The following is a 14,455-nucleotide window of genomic DNA, read 5'->3' as shown; positions in this document are numbered from 1 at the left end:
AAATGAAAAAAGTTAATTATATACTATTCGGTGCATTGATCATTGGATCTTTGTTTTCATCGTGTGAAAAGCAGGTTTTTGAAGATCCATATGCATATTTACCTCCGGAAAGTGCTTTTTCGACTCCAGAGAGAATTGAGAAAACAGCTACTGGGATGTACGACGCTCTGCAAAACAGAGAATTTCTGGGAGGACGTGTTTTAATTTATGCTGATATTAGAGGTATTGATGGAGGAGTTCCTACCTTCTTTACAAATGTTCCGAATTTTGGAAACCTTAATTCCAATGATTTAACTGTAGAGAGGGCTTTTGTTGGGGCATATAGAACTATCTATGAAGCTAACCTTTTTCTTAAGAATATAGAAAAATACGCAGGTGTTGCTACTCCTCAGAACGAAGCTAAATATAAAGCAGAAGCTAAATTTATTCGTGCATTAACATATTTTTATGTGGTGAATCTGTGGGCACAGCCTTATAAATTTACTGCTGATGGATCTCATTTGGGAGTTCCTTTGGTTCTTACAGCAACTGATCTTCCATTTGATCCAGCGAACAGAGTATCAAGAAGTACAGTAAAACAAGTATATGATCAAATTATACTTGATTTAACTGAGGCTTTACCAAGTCTTCCAGATGTAAATCCAACTACTAGAGACTTTGGTAGTGTCGCTCGTGCAAATAAAAATGCTGTTAATGCTTTGCTTGCCAGAATTTATCTGTATCAGCAAGATTATCCTAAAGCTTTAGAATTCGCAAATAAAGTAATAACTACAAATAACTATACTTTAAATGCTTCACCTAAAACAACGTTTACAGAATTCACAACTAAGGAGAGTATTTTTTCTGTAGCGCATAATGGTAGTGATAATCCAAATACGAATAATGCATTGGCGCAGCACTATGCACCTAATTTGAGAGCTGATATTCAGGCTTCTTCTGAGTTGGTAAATTTAATGAAGCCAGAGGATTTGAGAAGAAAAGATCTGATTACTATTGCTCAGGGTTCATTTTGGAATGCCAAATACACCAATATTGGAGATTGGGCACCAATTTTACGTTACAGCGAAGTTCTGTTAACAAAGGCTGAGGCATTAGCAAATATTGCTACAGGAACCACTGTCGATGCAGAGGCTCTTGCATTGGTAAATCAAATCAGACATCGTTCAGATCCTTCTACTACAATAGTAGCAGCAAATAAAGCGGCATTAATTAGTGCTATATTGACTGAAAGAAGAATAGAGTTGGCATTTGAAGGTCACGGAATTTTCGAGTTCTTACGTACCGGAAGAGATATTCCTGCTCACGGAACAGTTCCTTTGCAAGCCTGGGGATCACCGCGTGTGGTTTTCCCATTTCCTTTTGCGGAAACTCAGCAAAATCCAAATTTAGTTCAAAATCAGGATTACTAGTAAGTAATCTGAATTTCAACAGAAATGCCTCCAAAATTTTTGGAGGCATTTTTTATTACATTTGGAATTGGAAGATCTGTATATAATATTTGATTTGTAGCTTAAATCTAACCTTTAGGACTATCATATGGTGTCCAAATTTTATTTACAAAGGTTCTCCCGGATCAATAGGACTTGTTCCTCCCGAAGGTGCTATATAAAAAGTTTTGTTTCCTGAGCCATTTCCACAATCGCTTGTATACTGCAGGCTTATACCTAAATTATTATATGTTTGAAATGGATTTGGATCTACTTTTACAGAAATATTATTGGTACCTTGTCCGGAAAGAATAATTCCTCCGGTTATATTCCAGCTAATAGATGTTAATGGATAATTTTCTTCTAAATGAAAGCCATAAGTTGCTCCTCCCTGCATATTACCGCCTGCATTAGATAGAATATTTAAGGACGATGGAATTCCAACTAAAATATCTTTAGTATAAGTTTTTCCCTGAAAAACCGCTTTTAAAGTAACAGATCCAGCAGAATTACCAATTCTGTTTATTTTATAAGAGTTATCAGCAATTTTATTAAGTGTAGCAATATTTGCAGAGTTCTCTAATGTTAAATTACCTGGATTAACTATATTATAAACTCCTTCTGTACAAATAAAGTTTGGGCCGGTAAATACCGTGCGGGCTAAATCAATTGTTTCATACTTTTTATTATGTATAAACCATTCTTTATTGTGTGTCACGGCCGGAGCCCATCCGCTTTGTGTCAGATTTGGAATATTTGCAGCCGCATCGAATTCATATTTGTATCTCAATTCTAAATGACCTCCACTCATACTTCCTCTCCCGACATTAAATTCAAACGGTTTGGCAATAGAGATCTGCGTCATGACTCCATTTACCATAAAGTTTGACTTATAGAATTCCATTGATGGGGCAGAATGCTTAACGACTCCATCTTTATCTATAAAGACTACCTGAGCTATTATTTTGGTAACATAATTTTTATATACACCGGAGACAATCATTCCACATGTTCCGGATATTCCTACAGAATTTGCGCCGAAAGCAGAATCGAATTTAATTCGTCCGTTAACGAGCTGATCATTGTTAACGTTAAAATTTGTAGGATAAATCAGATTACCGTTATCATCCTGGGCACTGACTGATTCTATAACAAGCCCGATAGCCAGGATAATTAAAATAAGAAGCTTTTTCATAATTATTGAATTTGATTAAGGGTTGGCATAAAAACTTCGAGTTTATACGGGCTGCAACAATAAGCTTTGTGCATATAGCCTACACTATCTGGTATGTAGACAAGGCTGTCTTTGTTAAAGCCGAGTACCAGAGCCATCTTTCGTCTTACTTCGCTTTCCAGATATTCTTTTCCTTCGAAAATAATCTTGTAATCCTTGCTTTTAATAGAGCTATCCTCTTTTTTACATGCTGTAAATCCTAATCCTGTGATTAGAATGAAGTACATTAATTTCTGTTTCATAAATCTTTATTTTTTGTTATTGATTAGCTTATATAGCTCTTCTATATAATGTGTTAAATTTATTTAATATAAACAACATTTTATACAACCATAGGTTGTATTTAAAAAAATATTTAATCGATTTGAAAAACAGTATATCTATTTATATGTGCGTTATGATTATTGGTCTTTAGGAAAGTTCTAATAATTGAAGGGCTTCTATGAGAGGGATTGTGGAGATAATCTTTAAGGAGAATATCATTCTGATTTACATCATTTTAATTGTATATATACAGTTTCTATATTTACATGTCACAACGGTAGTAACACAAACAATTAATTTTTATATATTTTGCTAAATTGTTTTTTTATTATCTATTTATAATCAATAGCTTATAAATAGATGTAGTGTAGACAGTAATAGTTTTTTATGCAATTATTTGTTTTTTTCGATTTTAGCTATATTTTTGCGCTTAACTTTTTTTAACAGTTGCTGACGACGACCTCATTAACTACTCTTTTCGATTTTTTTTGAATATAAATTCTCAAAGGGAGCCAACTTTCGTTGCTTAACTACCGTCCCCTCGTGGACATTTTTTTAATAAACATAAACATATGAAACAAAAATTACTCAGTTTTATTCTTGTGTTTACTCTTTTTATCGGAGTTTCACACGCACAGGATTTTACAGTAAAAGGGAAGGTCACCTCTTCCTCCGATGGCTCGGCTATCAGTGGAGTATCCGTAATAGTACAAGGGACTAATAAGGCTACACAGACTGATGCTGATGGTAACTACAGTATTTCTGCAACTGCCAATGCATCTCTGGTTTTCAGATTTGTCGGATTTGCAAGTCAGACCATCAAAGTCACGCGTCAGATGCAACTAAACGTCGTCTTGAATAACGATGAGCATGCGCTTGAAGAAGTTGTAGTGGTAGCCTATGGTTCAGCTAAGAAGGAATCTTTGACTGGTTCTATTTCTTCCATTACTTCTAAAGATCTTGAAAAAAGACCTATTACAAATGCTTTGGGTGCTTTGGAAGGATCTGCTGCAGGTATACAGATCAATAATACCTCAGGTCAGCCTGGTTCCGAACCAACGATCAGAATCCGTGGATTTTCATCTCTGAACGGATCTAATGATCCTCTATATGTTGTTGATGGTGTGCCTTTTGGTGGAAATGTATCCGATATTAACCCAAATGATATAGAAAGTGTATCCGTATTGAAAGATGCTTCTTCATCTGCTTTGTATGGTAGCCGTGCCTCAAATGGTGTGATTATTATCACTACCAAGAAAGGAAAACTTGGACGCTCTCAGATAAATGTGGGTACAGATCAGGGATTTTATTCCAGAGGTATAGCTGAGTATGACAGATTGAATCCAAATCAGTTTATGGAAGCCATGTGGCAGGGTTTCAGAAATAACCTTTTGACAAGTAATCCAAAAGATTATCCGACAAAGGAATTAGCCGGAGCACAGGCTACTAAGGCTCTGATCAGCGATTATTTGAAATTGAATATTTACAATAAGCCGAGTGATCAGTTATTTGACAGCAATGGTAAAATGGTAAGTGATGCACAGATATTACCAGGCTATCAGGAAGATTTAGATTGGATGGATGCTGTAGATCGTTTAGGTCACCGTCAGAATTACAACATTGACGGAAGCAATGCTACAGAAAAAAGCAATATTTATTTTTCTACCGGATATCTGAAAGAGAAAGGCTATATAAAAGGGTCAGATTTCTCCCGTTTTACAGGACGTGTCAATGCCGATCTGAAAGCTAAGGAATGGTTTAAATATGGAATGAACCTCTCCGGTTCTCATCAAAATTCAAATCTGATCCCTGCGACAAATGATGATGAAAGTTCCTATTCAAATCCATTTAATTATGCCAGAAGTATAGCTCCGATTTATCCTATTCATTTGCATAAAGCCGATGGTTCATATGCACTGGATGCGGCCGGTAACAAACAATATGATGAAGGTTCTGATACCCGTATGCAATATATGGGGCGTCATAACATTTGGGAGAATGAACTGAACAGCTATAATACTATACGCAGCACCTTGAATGGTCGCGTATACTTAGACTTCTATTTTCTAAAAGATTTTAAATTCTCCGTAAACGGGGACTTAAACTTAAGAAACTCGGAAGACCGTAATTATTATAATGCCATTATCGGTGATGGTATGGGGAATAAAGGCAGAGGAGTAAGAAGAATCTATCGATATAAAAATTATACTACTCAACAGTTATTGTCCTGGGATAAGGATTACGGAAAGCATCATATAGATGTGTTGGCTGGTCATGAAAATTATTGGTACAACCGTACTTATCTGTATGGATTTAAGACTACAGAAACATTTGCAGGTAAGCCGGACCTTAATAATTTCACAAATATTACCAACTTATACGATTATCAGCAAGAATACAGAACGGAGAGTTTCCTTTCAAGAGCGCGTTATAACTACGATAACAAGTACTTTGCGGAAGCATCATTCAGAAGAGACGGATCTTCCCGCTTTTCTCCTGAAAACCGTTGGGGTAGCTTCTGGTCATTAGGAGGAAGCTGGTCTATCTCTAAGGAAGACTTCTTCAAAGATGCTCTTAACACGGTAAACAATTTGAAATTAAGAGCTTCTTATGGTGAAGTTGGAAATGATGAGAGTGCTGATTATTATGCACACCTTGCATTGTATAGCATTGCACAAAATGCAAATGTAGCGGCTTTATACCTTTCTCAGAATGCAGCCAAAGATTTGATCTGGGAAACGTCGAGTTCATTCTCAGCGGCTTTAGAAGGTAGACTTTTCAATAGATTGAACTTCATGGTGGAGTATTTTGATAAGCAATCACAAAATTTGATTTTTGATCTTAATCTTCCGCTTTCTGCAGGAGCAACGTCCAATACAAATGCAGTGTCTACTATTACCAAGAATATTGGTTCGATGTCTAATCGCGGAATTGAAGTGACCTTCGATGTGGATGTAATCAAAAATCAGGATTTCAGATGGAATATCGGAGCGAATGCGACCTGGTTGAAAAATAAAGTATTGGCCTTACCTGAGGAAAACAGAAAGAATGGTATCGTAACCGGAAACTTCAAGTGGATGGAAGGACATGGCCGGTACGATTACTGGTTATGGCAGTTTGCGGGTGTTGATCAGATGACTGGTCAGTCCCTGTATCTTGCAGATACCGAACGTTTCAATGTGAATGGTTCTGCTCCGGGAAAAGATCCTATTCCTGCTGCTGATCTGATTGAGATCAATGGTAAGTACTATGTTACTAACCCATCTTCTTATGGTAAAAGAGACTGGTCAGGAAGTGTTATTCCTAAAATGAATGGTAGTTTTAATACGCTGTTTACCTACAAGAATTTTAGTTTATCCGGATTATTTACCTACGCCATCGGTGGTAAAACTTTTGATGAATCATACAGAACATTGATGAGTATGTCAGGTACACCAAGCTCGCTGCATGCCGATCTGTTAAACTCATGGAATGGTACTCCGGAAGGAATGACTTTAACATCTGAAAACAGAATTGACCCTAACGGAATTCCGGGTATTAACTTCTCTCAGAGTAATTTTAATAATTTCACGTCCACTCGATTCCTGAAGGATGCTTCTTATCTGGTTATCAAAAATATAGCAATTAGCTATTCACTTCCAAAGACACTTGTTAACAGATTTGATTTATCTTCAGTTTCGGTAAATGCCGGAATCGAGAATCTGGCCACTTTTACAAAGTTAAAAGGAATGAATCCGCAACAACAATGGAACGGAGTTAGTACCAATGCCTGGGTGACTCCAAGAACAGTATCAGTAGGAGTGAAAGTAGGATTATAATACAAACGAACATGAAAAACACAGGTTTTATAAAAATATTAGCTTTAGGAGCGTTGTTCCTGGCTTCTTGTAATAAGGATTATTTAGATACCGTACCTACAGAAAAAATAGGTACACCGACCGTATTTGAGACAACGGCCAATGTAAAGCTTGCCGTAAACGGTCTGGCAAAAATGATGACTTCACAATATCTGGAATCACAAGGTTTTAATGGTGAAGGAACTATAAAGATGTATTATGGTAATTATCCGGGAAACCATTTCTTTGTCAACTTAGGTGGTTGGGCCGCTATTATCAATGCCGGATATAATGAGAATGTAACAAGCATTTATTTGTATTATCCATGGTATTACTACTACAAAATAATTGGTAATGCCAACATCATTATTCACTCTGTGGATGCTGCTACAGGTCCTGAAAGTGAAAAACAATTTCTTAAAGCACAGGCCCTGACTTACAGAGCCTACAGCTTTATGATGCTTGCTCAGATCTACGGATACAGATGGAGTGATTCTAATAACGGAAGTACTTCGGGATTGATCTTACGTACTGATATGTCAACTGGAGATAAAGCATTATCTACTTTAGGAGAATCCTATGCGCAAATATATGATGATCTTAATACTGCATTAGCATTATATGAACAGTCCGGATTGAAAAGAACCAAAAACTTTGAAGTCAACAAGGATGTTGCATATGCTATCTATGCACGTGCAGCCTTAAACAGACAGGATTATATTAACGCTGAGAAATATGCAAAATTAGCCGTTCAGGATTATCCGTTGATGTCTGTAAATGACTACAAAGCAGGATTCAGCACACCGAATGCAGAGTGGATCTGGAGCAGCTATGGAGCGTTGGATGAGAATTTACACTTTTATTCATTTTTCTCTTACATCGGCTATAATTCGAGTGCAGGTGCAGTAAGGAATACCCCAAAATGTATCAGTAGAGAGTTGTTCAATAAAATCCCTGCTACGGATATCAGAAAAGGATTATTTTTAGATCCTAAAACAGACGCCTATACGACGAGTACAGGTGTTGCAGGAGCTGCTCTGAAAGCAAGAGCTTTTCAACTGTTTCCGGCTTTGCAATCAAATGCTACAACATATGCTTATATGCAGTTTAAACTTAAAGCAACGGATATGCCGGGTGTAGGTAATTTGAATCATTTCCGTTCATCTGAGATGTATCTGATCGAAGCAGAAGCTAAATACTTCCAGAATAAACCCGCTTCAGAAGTGCAGACCGTGTTGAATAACCTGACTGCTAAGTCCGGAAGAGATGCACAGTACAATGCAACTGCCACAGGAGAAGATCTGCTGAAAGAGATTAAAAAGTATAGAGCAATCGAATTATGGGGTGAAGGTTTCGACTGGTTTGATATGAAGAGATGGGGAGATTCTATTGACCGCAAAATATACGCAAACGGTGGAAACTTTATAACCGACCTGGCAAAAGTTATCACACCGGAAAAAAATAACAAATGGACATGGAGAATTCCTCTTCGTGAGTCAGATTATAACGGTGCTTTAGAGTAATCTATTGACTGATAGGATTTTTTAAGGCCTTTCGGAAAACTCCGGAAGGCCTTTTTTTTGAGTCTTTAATAAGTCTTGGTAATACCGTCCAATGTTAACTGAAAAATAGTTTACAAAAACTTAATATTAAAAGAAGAGTCGCCATATAATAAGTATTATTTTTTTTGTTTAACTTACCTTGAAATTAAGTAAAGTTTGGATATGAAGGCATTAAAGTATTTTTCAGCTGCGCTGTGCACTTTGTTTATATTAAACAGTTGCTCTACTACCTATTTAACAACCATTGATAGTCAATCTCTTTCCAAAGATGAAAAATCAGGGAAATTTGTGTTTGAGAATGATACGATTAAAATAGAGTATGGATTTAATGGACAAAATACCAGTGTACATACCCGTATTACTAATAAGTTGGGCGTGCCTATTGCTGTGGATCTTGGAAGTTCTGCATTAGTGGTAAACGGTCAGGCCATCAGCTATTTAGGAAATGATGTTAAATTGAATGCACGGCTTAACGCAAGTTCCTGGACAAGTGGTTATGATCTTGGTAACGGCCACAGCGTAGATTATTCTTCAGTAAGCGGAAATGTCAATGGAAGTGCAACATTACCTAAAAGTATGCTCTTCGTTCCGCCCCATTCCTACATTGAAAATAACTTCCTGTCTTTAAGACGTCAGTTTGGGTCACTTTATAACAAACCCTTATCTCAAAAAGTGAATATTACGACTATAGACGGAAACCTGATGCCTGCACGTTTTGATTCCTTTTCCGTAGATGCTACGCCCATGAACATGGAGAGTTACCTCACATTTGCAATCGTGGATAAGGTCAATAATAAGGTAGAAACAAAGACTACAACTCAAAAATTCTATGTTTCCAGATTAATGACAATTAAAGGAGTAAGTCAGCTGAATATTCCCGAAATATTTACGCGACGTAATGATGTGGCGACAAGTGGCGATAAAAGCGGAGGAAACCAATCCGTTCTGGGAGGAAGCCTGGCTAATGATAAACAGCCAACAACAGCTGTAACTTCATCATTTGAATAGTTTGCTTACGAAAATCACAGATCTATTTCAATAGACTCATTTTCTTTTCGAATGCGGTTATGTAGGCAATGTATACCTGATTTTCAGTAATAAATTCCTGTGGCTTGGCGTCAAAGTGTGCATAAGCATAGAATTCAAACATTTTGATCAGAGAGGTGAAATTAATAAAACGGGATTCTACATTTTTATTCTCGTAATTGTCGGATTCCATAAACACCTTTATCTGACTGTGATTGAAGCCCAGATAGGGGATACTATTACTTTTGTCCGTTTTATAATAAAAAAGAGGCGTTTCTATTTCATTTACAAATAAGCCGATACCTAACTTCGTTTCAGCAGAATAGAATGACCGGATGGAAACCGTATAATTGCCAATAGCTCTTTGATATACATCATATATGATATTGATTCTTTCCATAGAATTTTCAGCAACTAAAATAGGGAAGTCAGATGTATACTAAAGTTAACAAAATATTTTATTATCACCAAACTTACCGGCCTGATAAAAGTGCCTGTGTCTGGTGATAATAGAGTAGGTGAAGACCGTTAAACATTAAGCCGGGCTTATTAATGTCGTGCCAGTTCAATCGATAGCTGCTGTGCAGTCCGTCCTGCAATATCCAGGAAAGCTGCGCTTACGGGATCATCTTTATCCAGTAATATAGGAAATCCATTATCACCGGCATCCGAGATTCCCTTTACCAGAGGTATTTCTCCGAGAAAAGGAACATTATTCTCCTGTGCTAATCTCTTTCCTCCATCTTTTCCGAAGATGTAGTACTTATTATCCGGTAATTCGGCAGGTGTGAAATAAGCCATATTTTCGACTATTCCCAATATTGGAATATTAATGCCTTCCATCATAAACATGCCTATACCTTTTATCGTATCTGCCAGCGCAACCTGTTGAGGAGTAGTCACGATGACCGCTCCGGATATAGGATACGTCTGTGCAACGGTAATATGAATATCGCCTGTTCCGGGAGGCATATCTACAATCAGGTAATCCAGTTCACCCCAGTCAGCGTCATTGAATAATTGTTTAATAGCTGATGTGGCCATAGGACCTCTCCAGGGAATAGGTTGATTTGGATCTGTGAAAAAACCGATGGATAATAATTTAAGATCAAACTTCTCAATCGGTAAAATTTTTGTTTTACCATCTGCTGTTTGTACAGATTGAGGCTTGGCTCCTTCCAGGCCAAACATTATAGGCACCGAAGGACCATAAATATCCGCATCCAGAAGTCCTGTTTTTGCTCCTTTTTCAGCTAAGGCAAGAGCCAGGTTTGCAGCAACAGTAGATTTTCCTACGCCACCCTTTCCGGATGCAACCAGAATAATATTTTTGATACCTGAAAGCTGATTGCCTTCACGACTCGCCACATTGGAGGTCATATTGATGTCTACAGCTATATTTTTATCCACAAACAAGGCTATCGCATTGCGGCAGGCATGTTCGATATGCCCTTTAAGCGGACAGGCAGGTGTAGTCAATACAACATCAAATTTTATCTTATCCGGAAATATCTCGATATGCTGAATCATATGAAGTGTTACGAGATCCTTTTTTAAATCCGGCTCTTCTACATGACTCAGGGCATTTAATATCTGTTCTTTTGTGATCATATCTATGGTATCAAACTACAAAACTAACTATTGCAAAACATAATCCTGTCATTTGGATGTTTTTAAAGTGCAAATTTGATCTTACCTCATTCTTTTGGGGCGTGTCGATACAGATGAAAAGTAAACAGAAGGATATGGCGCAGTTCTGAAATGGATTAAAAATCAAAGAAACTAGTTTATTTTCCTGCTCAAAGAATGCCTTAATTTGCCTATACTTGTACTGTATAACAGATAAGAAAACAGGCTTTTTTTCGTTCATTTATTATGCTCAAAAAGTTTTTTAATAAAATTACTCCTACACAGAAGCGATGGATCATCGGGATACTATCCGGCATTATATTGTTGCTGGTTGTCGGTGTTTCCTATGGGCTGAGTAAACGGGATGCCATTTTACAAAAGGCAATCGCTTCTGCCAAAGAGAAAATGGATAAAAAATACGGGGTTGATCTCAAAATCCAATACTACGGCTTCAAGGGATTAGCAACAGTTGTTTTCAAAAATGTATACGTTACCCCTAAAGGAAAAGATCAGCTTGCACATATAGATGATTTTGCGGTATCTGTTCGTATATGGCCTTTGCTATTCGGAGATGTAAAGATCGGACAGATCGAAATGAATAAAGCCAACTTTACCCTGATAAAGAAGGATAGTATAAGCAATTATGATTTCCTGTTTAAAAAGAAAAATAAAGACTCTACAGATACTCCTAAAGCAGAAAAGAATCTGGCGTCCTTAGCAGACGGAATTCTGAAGCAGGTTTTCTTTAAAATCCCCAGAAATATGGATGTTCAGGATTTTGAAGTGTCTTTCAGAGATGACAGTACCTATCAGCGCTTACGAATACCGCGTGCAGAGATCAGTGGAGGTGATATTGATGCCGCTCTGTTCTTAAATGATAACGATGCACAATGGAATGTGGCAGGATATGTAAACCCTGACCGGCAGGAATTGAACCTCAAACTGTCATCCGAACAGAAGGATACGGAATTCCCTTTTTTAAAGAGCAAATTTGGTGTGCGACTAAGTTTTGATGAAATCGAATTTGATTTGAATAAAGTTGACCGAAAGGGTAAAGAGATGTTGACCCTGCGCGGAGACTGGCATTTTAAAAATTTAAAGGTACATCACTGGAGATTGTCCGATCAGGATATTAATCTACCGGAAGCCACTCTGGAAGGAGGGGTCAATATTGGTGCCCAGTCTATAGAGTTGATAGAAGGGAGCAAAGTCAAAGTCAGAGATTTTGAATTTAGTCCGAAAGCAAAGTATATTCATAAACCTCAACAGATCGTTGCGCTTGCTGTGCATACAGGCAAATTTGAAGCACAAAAGTTCTTTGATGCTATTCCAAACGGACTTTTTGAATCTGTAGAAGGAATACAGGTTTCAGGACAGATCCAGTATGATCTGGACTTCGAGGTTAATCTCAAAAAACCGGATCAGCTTAAGTTTTCTTCCCGAATTGATGATAAAGACCTTAAGATCGTCAAGTGGGGAAAAGCGGATATCAGTAAACTCAATTCTCCGTTTGTATATACTGCTTATGAAGATGAAAAAGTCATGCGGGAAATCGTGGTGGGTCCTCAAAACCCCAAATTTGCATCGTATGAAAGTATTTCCAGGTACATGCGTACCACATTACTGAATACTGAAGATCCTTTCTTTTTCAAACATAACGGATTTCAGGAAGAGGCTTTCAAGCTCTCTATTGTTACAAATATAAAAGAAAGAAAATTTAAACGGGGAGCAAGTACCATCTCCATGCAGTTAGTGAAAAATGTTTTTCTGAACAGAAATAAGACACTGGTTCGTAAACTGGAAGAGATTGTACTCGTCTGGCTCATGGAATCTTCTCATCAGGTGAGCAAAGAACGATTGTATGAGGTCTATCTGAATGTAATCGAATGGGGGAATAATGTGTACGGCATCACAGAGGCTGCAAACTATTATTTTGGTAAAAAACCTTCTGAAATCACACTGGGTGAAAGTTTGTTTTTGTCAAGTATTGTTCCGCGTCCCAAAAAAGGATTGTACGCCTTTGATTATACAGGGCATCTGAAACCGCAGATGTCGCGCTACTTTAATACATATGGCAATATCATGGTCAAGACAGGGCAACTGTCTAGAGATACTACTGTGGCTAACTACGGATTTTATACCGTGGTACTCCAGCCACACCTCAGACCATCAAGACCTGCCGGAATGCCTGTAGATTCCTTGCAGAATATGAATATGGACGATGAGCAAGAAGAAATGATCAAGGAACTGGAAAGCGAAGAGAAGGAAAAAAGAAGCCTCTTTGATAAGATATTAGGAAGAAAAAAAACAGACGAAGAGGAGAATAAATAGTATGAAATACCTTACAGTAGATAATCTGGAATTTGAGATTATGATTGATCATGATCAGATACAAAAACGTATACGTCTGATAGGTATCGATCTGAATATGCGCTTTGAAAATAAGCACCCTGTATTTATTGGGGTATTAAACGGGTGTTTTATGTTTATGTCAGATCTGATGAAACAGGTTGTCATTCCCTCCGAGCTTTCCTTTGTTAAACTGGCTTCCTACAAAGGTGTGGAGCAGCAAGACATTGCGGAACTGATAGGAGTAGGAATGGATCTCACAGGCAGAGATGTCATTATAGTGGAAGATATTATTGATTCCGGTCACTCGTTGAAGCATACAATGGAAGCTTTAGAAAAACTGGGCGTGGCCAGTATTTCAGTTTGTGCATTGTTAATGAAACCGGCCAATCTGCAGGTACAGTTTGATAACATTATGTATATAGGGTTTGAGATAGAGAAAGAGTTTGTCATTGGATACGGGTTGGATTATAACGGGCAATGCCGCAATCTTCCAGATATTTACCAACATATTCCTTCGAAATCTTAACGATCTCTGAAGGAACATGTGACGATATGATCATTTACCATACCTACGGCCTGCATATATGCATAGCAGATCGTTGTGCCAAAGAATTTTACCCCTCTTTTCTTTAAATCTTTTGCTATTGCATCTGACTCCGGAGTACTGACGGGTACATCGCTCATAGATTTTACTTCATTGATGATCGGGGCATTGTCTGGCATGAAGGAATACAGGTAATTGTAAAAGCTGCCGAATTCCTGCTGTACTTTCATAAAGATCTTTGCATTCTCGATCGTACTCTTTATTTTCAGTCTGTTGCGGATAATGCCCGCATCCTGCATTAATTCCTCTACATTCTTTTCTGTAAACTCGGCCACTTTCTTATATTCAAAGTTGGCAAAGAGACGACGGTAATTCTCCCGTTTTCTCAAAATTGTGATCCAGCTCAAACCCGCCTGTGCAGATTCCAGTACCAAAAACTCAAACAGTGTCTTTTCATCCTTTACCTGTTTACCCCATTCTTTGTCATGGTACTGGCTGTATAGTTCGTCTGTTCCGCACCAGGAACATCTGACAATTGATTTTGGCATATTGATTATGTTTAAGTGGTCTTCTGATTTTTT

Annotated in this window: 11 protein-coding genes; 6 read left to right on the top strand and 5 right to left on the bottom strand. The window is 37.6% G+C overall.

What is annotated here, in order from left to right; translation table 11 throughout:
* The first annotated feature begins 2 nt into the window (after nt 1-2).
* Nucleotides 3-1,409 (top strand): RagB/SusD family nutrient uptake outer membrane protein, encoded by a 1,407-nt coding sequence (locus HMPREF0766_RS16930; protein ID WP_002999876.1) that lies wholly within the window; start codon nt 3-5, stop codon nt 1,407-1,409.
* Between the two features lie 145 nt (nt 1,410-1,554).
* On the opposite strand, the gene HMPREF0766_RS16925 is transcribed toward HMPREF0766_RS16930, so the two are convergent.
* Both HMPREF0766_RS16925 and HMPREF0766_RS16920 read right to left on the bottom strand, forming a co-directional pair.
* The gene (locus tag HMPREF0766_RS16925; protein WP_002999873.1) at nt 1,555-2,622 is read right to left on the bottom strand and encodes a hypothetical protein; all 1,068 of its coding nucleotides are present in this window, start codon (nt 2,620-2,622) and stop codon (nt 1,555-1,557) included.
* A gap of 2 nt (nt 2,623-2,624) precedes the next feature.
* Entirely contained in the window at nt 2,625-2,903 is a 279-nt protein-coding gene (locus HMPREF0766_RS16920) for a hypothetical protein (RefSeq protein ID WP_002999870.1), read from the bottom strand.
* 594 nt (nt 2,904-3,497) lie between these two features.
* Between HMPREF0766_RS16920 and HMPREF0766_RS16915 the strand changes: the two genes are divergently transcribed.
* From HMPREF0766_RS16915 to HMPREF0766_RS16905, 3 genes are all read left to right on the top strand, one after another.
* Entirely contained in the window at nt 3,498-6,743 is a 3,246-nt protein-coding gene (locus HMPREF0766_RS16915; RefSeq protein WP_002999866.1) for a SusC/RagA family TonB-linked outer membrane protein, read from the top strand.
* 11 nt (nt 6,744-6,754) lie between these two features.
* Nucleotides 6,755-8,284 carry a RagB/SusD family nutrient uptake outer membrane protein gene (locus tag HMPREF0766_RS16910; protein ID WP_002999862.1) on the top strand — a complete coding sequence of 510 codons (1,530 nt, stop codon included), beginning with the start codon at nt 6,755-6,757 and terminating at the stop codon, nt 8,282-8,284.
* A 201-nt stretch (nt 8,285-8,485) separates the two neighbouring features.
* A complete protein-coding gene (locus HMPREF0766_RS16905) occupies nt 8,486-9,331 on the top strand; it encodes a hypothetical protein (protein WP_002999860.1) in 846 nt (281 codons plus the stop codon).
* A 22-nt stretch (nt 9,332-9,353) separates the two neighbouring features.
* On the opposite strand, the gene HMPREF0766_RS16900 is transcribed toward HMPREF0766_RS16905, so the two are convergent.
* Together HMPREF0766_RS16900 and HMPREF0766_RS16895 are read right to left on the bottom strand one after the other, a co-directional pair.
* On the bottom strand, nt 9,354-9,749 hold the full coding sequence (locus tag HMPREF0766_RS16900; RefSeq protein WP_002999855.1) for a hypothetical protein: 396 nt from the start codon (nt 9,747-9,749) through the stop codon (nt 9,354-9,356).
* A 149-nt stretch (nt 9,750-9,898) separates the two neighbouring features.
* Complete coding sequence (locus HMPREF0766_RS16895; RefSeq protein ID WP_002999852.1) at nt 9,899-10,960, bottom strand: Mrp/NBP35 family ATP-binding protein; 1,062 nt, start codon at nt 10,958-10,960, stop codon at nt 9,899-9,901.
* A 264-nt stretch (nt 10,961-11,224) separates the two neighbouring features.
* Between HMPREF0766_RS16895 and HMPREF0766_RS16885 the strand changes: the two genes are divergently transcribed.
* Together HMPREF0766_RS16885 and HMPREF0766_RS16880 are read left to right on the top strand one after the other, a co-directional pair.
* Complete coding sequence (locus tag HMPREF0766_RS16885; protein ID WP_002999848.1) at nt 11,225-13,309, top strand: transglycosylase domain-containing protein; 2,085 nt, start codon at nt 11,225-11,227, stop codon at nt 13,307-13,309.
* A 1-nt stretch (nt 13,310) separates the two neighbouring features.
* Nucleotides 13,311-13,856, top strand: coding sequence for a phosphoribosyltransferase (locus HMPREF0766_RS16880; RefSeq protein ID WP_002999843.1), 546 nt, complete (start codon nt 13,311-13,313; stop codon nt 13,854-13,856).
* On the opposite strand, the gene HMPREF0766_RS16875 is transcribed toward HMPREF0766_RS16880, so the two are convergent.
* Nucleotides 13,853-14,422, bottom strand: a complete 570-nt coding sequence (locus HMPREF0766_RS16875; protein ID WP_002999841.1) for a DNA-3-methyladenine glycosylase I — start codon at nt 14,420-14,422, stop codon at nt 13,853-13,855. The two genes, HMPREF0766_RS16880 and HMPREF0766_RS16875, sit on opposite strands and share 4 nt — an antisense overlap.
* Nucleotides 14,423-14,455 lie beyond the last annotated feature (33 nt).

It is taken from the genome of Sphingobacterium spiritivorum ATCC 33861, from assembly GCF_000143765.1.
Lineage (GTDB): Bacteria > Bacteroidota > Bacteroidia > Sphingobacteriales > Sphingobacteriaceae > Sphingobacterium > Sphingobacterium spiritivorum.
This window is presented reverse-complemented; position numbering and strand designations above follow the sequence as displayed.

Bases quoted from the DNA above. Each gene is read 5' to 3' on its own strand.
- HMPREF0766_RS16910 (WP_002999862.1), top strand. From the start codon at position 6,755: ATGAAAAACACAGGTTTTATAAAAATATTAGCTTTAGGAGCGTTGTTC.
- HMPREF0766_RS16905 (WP_002999860.1), top strand. From the start codon at position 8,486: ATGAAGGCATTAAAGTATTTTTCAGCTGCGCTGTGCACTTTGTTTATA.
- HMPREF0766_RS16925 (WP_002999873.1), bottom strand. From the start codon at position 2,622: ATGAAAAAGCTTCTTATTTTAATTATCCTGGCTATCGGGCTTGTTATA.
- HMPREF0766_RS16920 (WP_002999870.1), bottom strand. From the start codon at position 2,903: ATGAAACAGAAATTAATGTACTTCATTCTAATCACAGGATTAGGATTT.
- HMPREF0766_RS16885 (WP_002999848.1), top strand. From the start codon at position 11,225: ATGCTCAAAAAGTTTTTTAATAAAATTACTCCTACACAGAAGCGATGG.
- HMPREF0766_RS16875 (WP_002999841.1), bottom strand. From the start codon at position 14,422: ATGCCAAAATCAATTGTCAGATGTTCCTGGTGCGGAACAGACGAACTA.
- HMPREF0766_RS16930 (WP_002999876.1), top strand. From the start codon at position 3: ATGAAAAAAGTTAATTATATACTATTCGGTGCATTGATCATTGGATCT.
- HMPREF0766_RS16915 (WP_002999866.1), top strand. From the start codon at position 3,498: ATGAAACAAAAATTACTCAGTTTTATTCTTGTGTTTACTCTTTTTATC.
- HMPREF0766_RS16895 (WP_002999852.1), bottom strand. From the start codon at position 10,960: ATGATCACAAAAGAACAGATATTAAATGCCCTGAGTCATGTAGAAGAG.
- HMPREF0766_RS16900 (WP_002999855.1), bottom strand. From the start codon at position 9,749: ATGGAAAGAATCAATATCATATATGATGTATATCAAAGAGCTATTGGC.
- HMPREF0766_RS16880 (WP_002999843.1), top strand. From the start codon at position 13,311: ATGAAATACCTTACAGTAGATAATCTGGAATTTGAGATTATGATTGAT.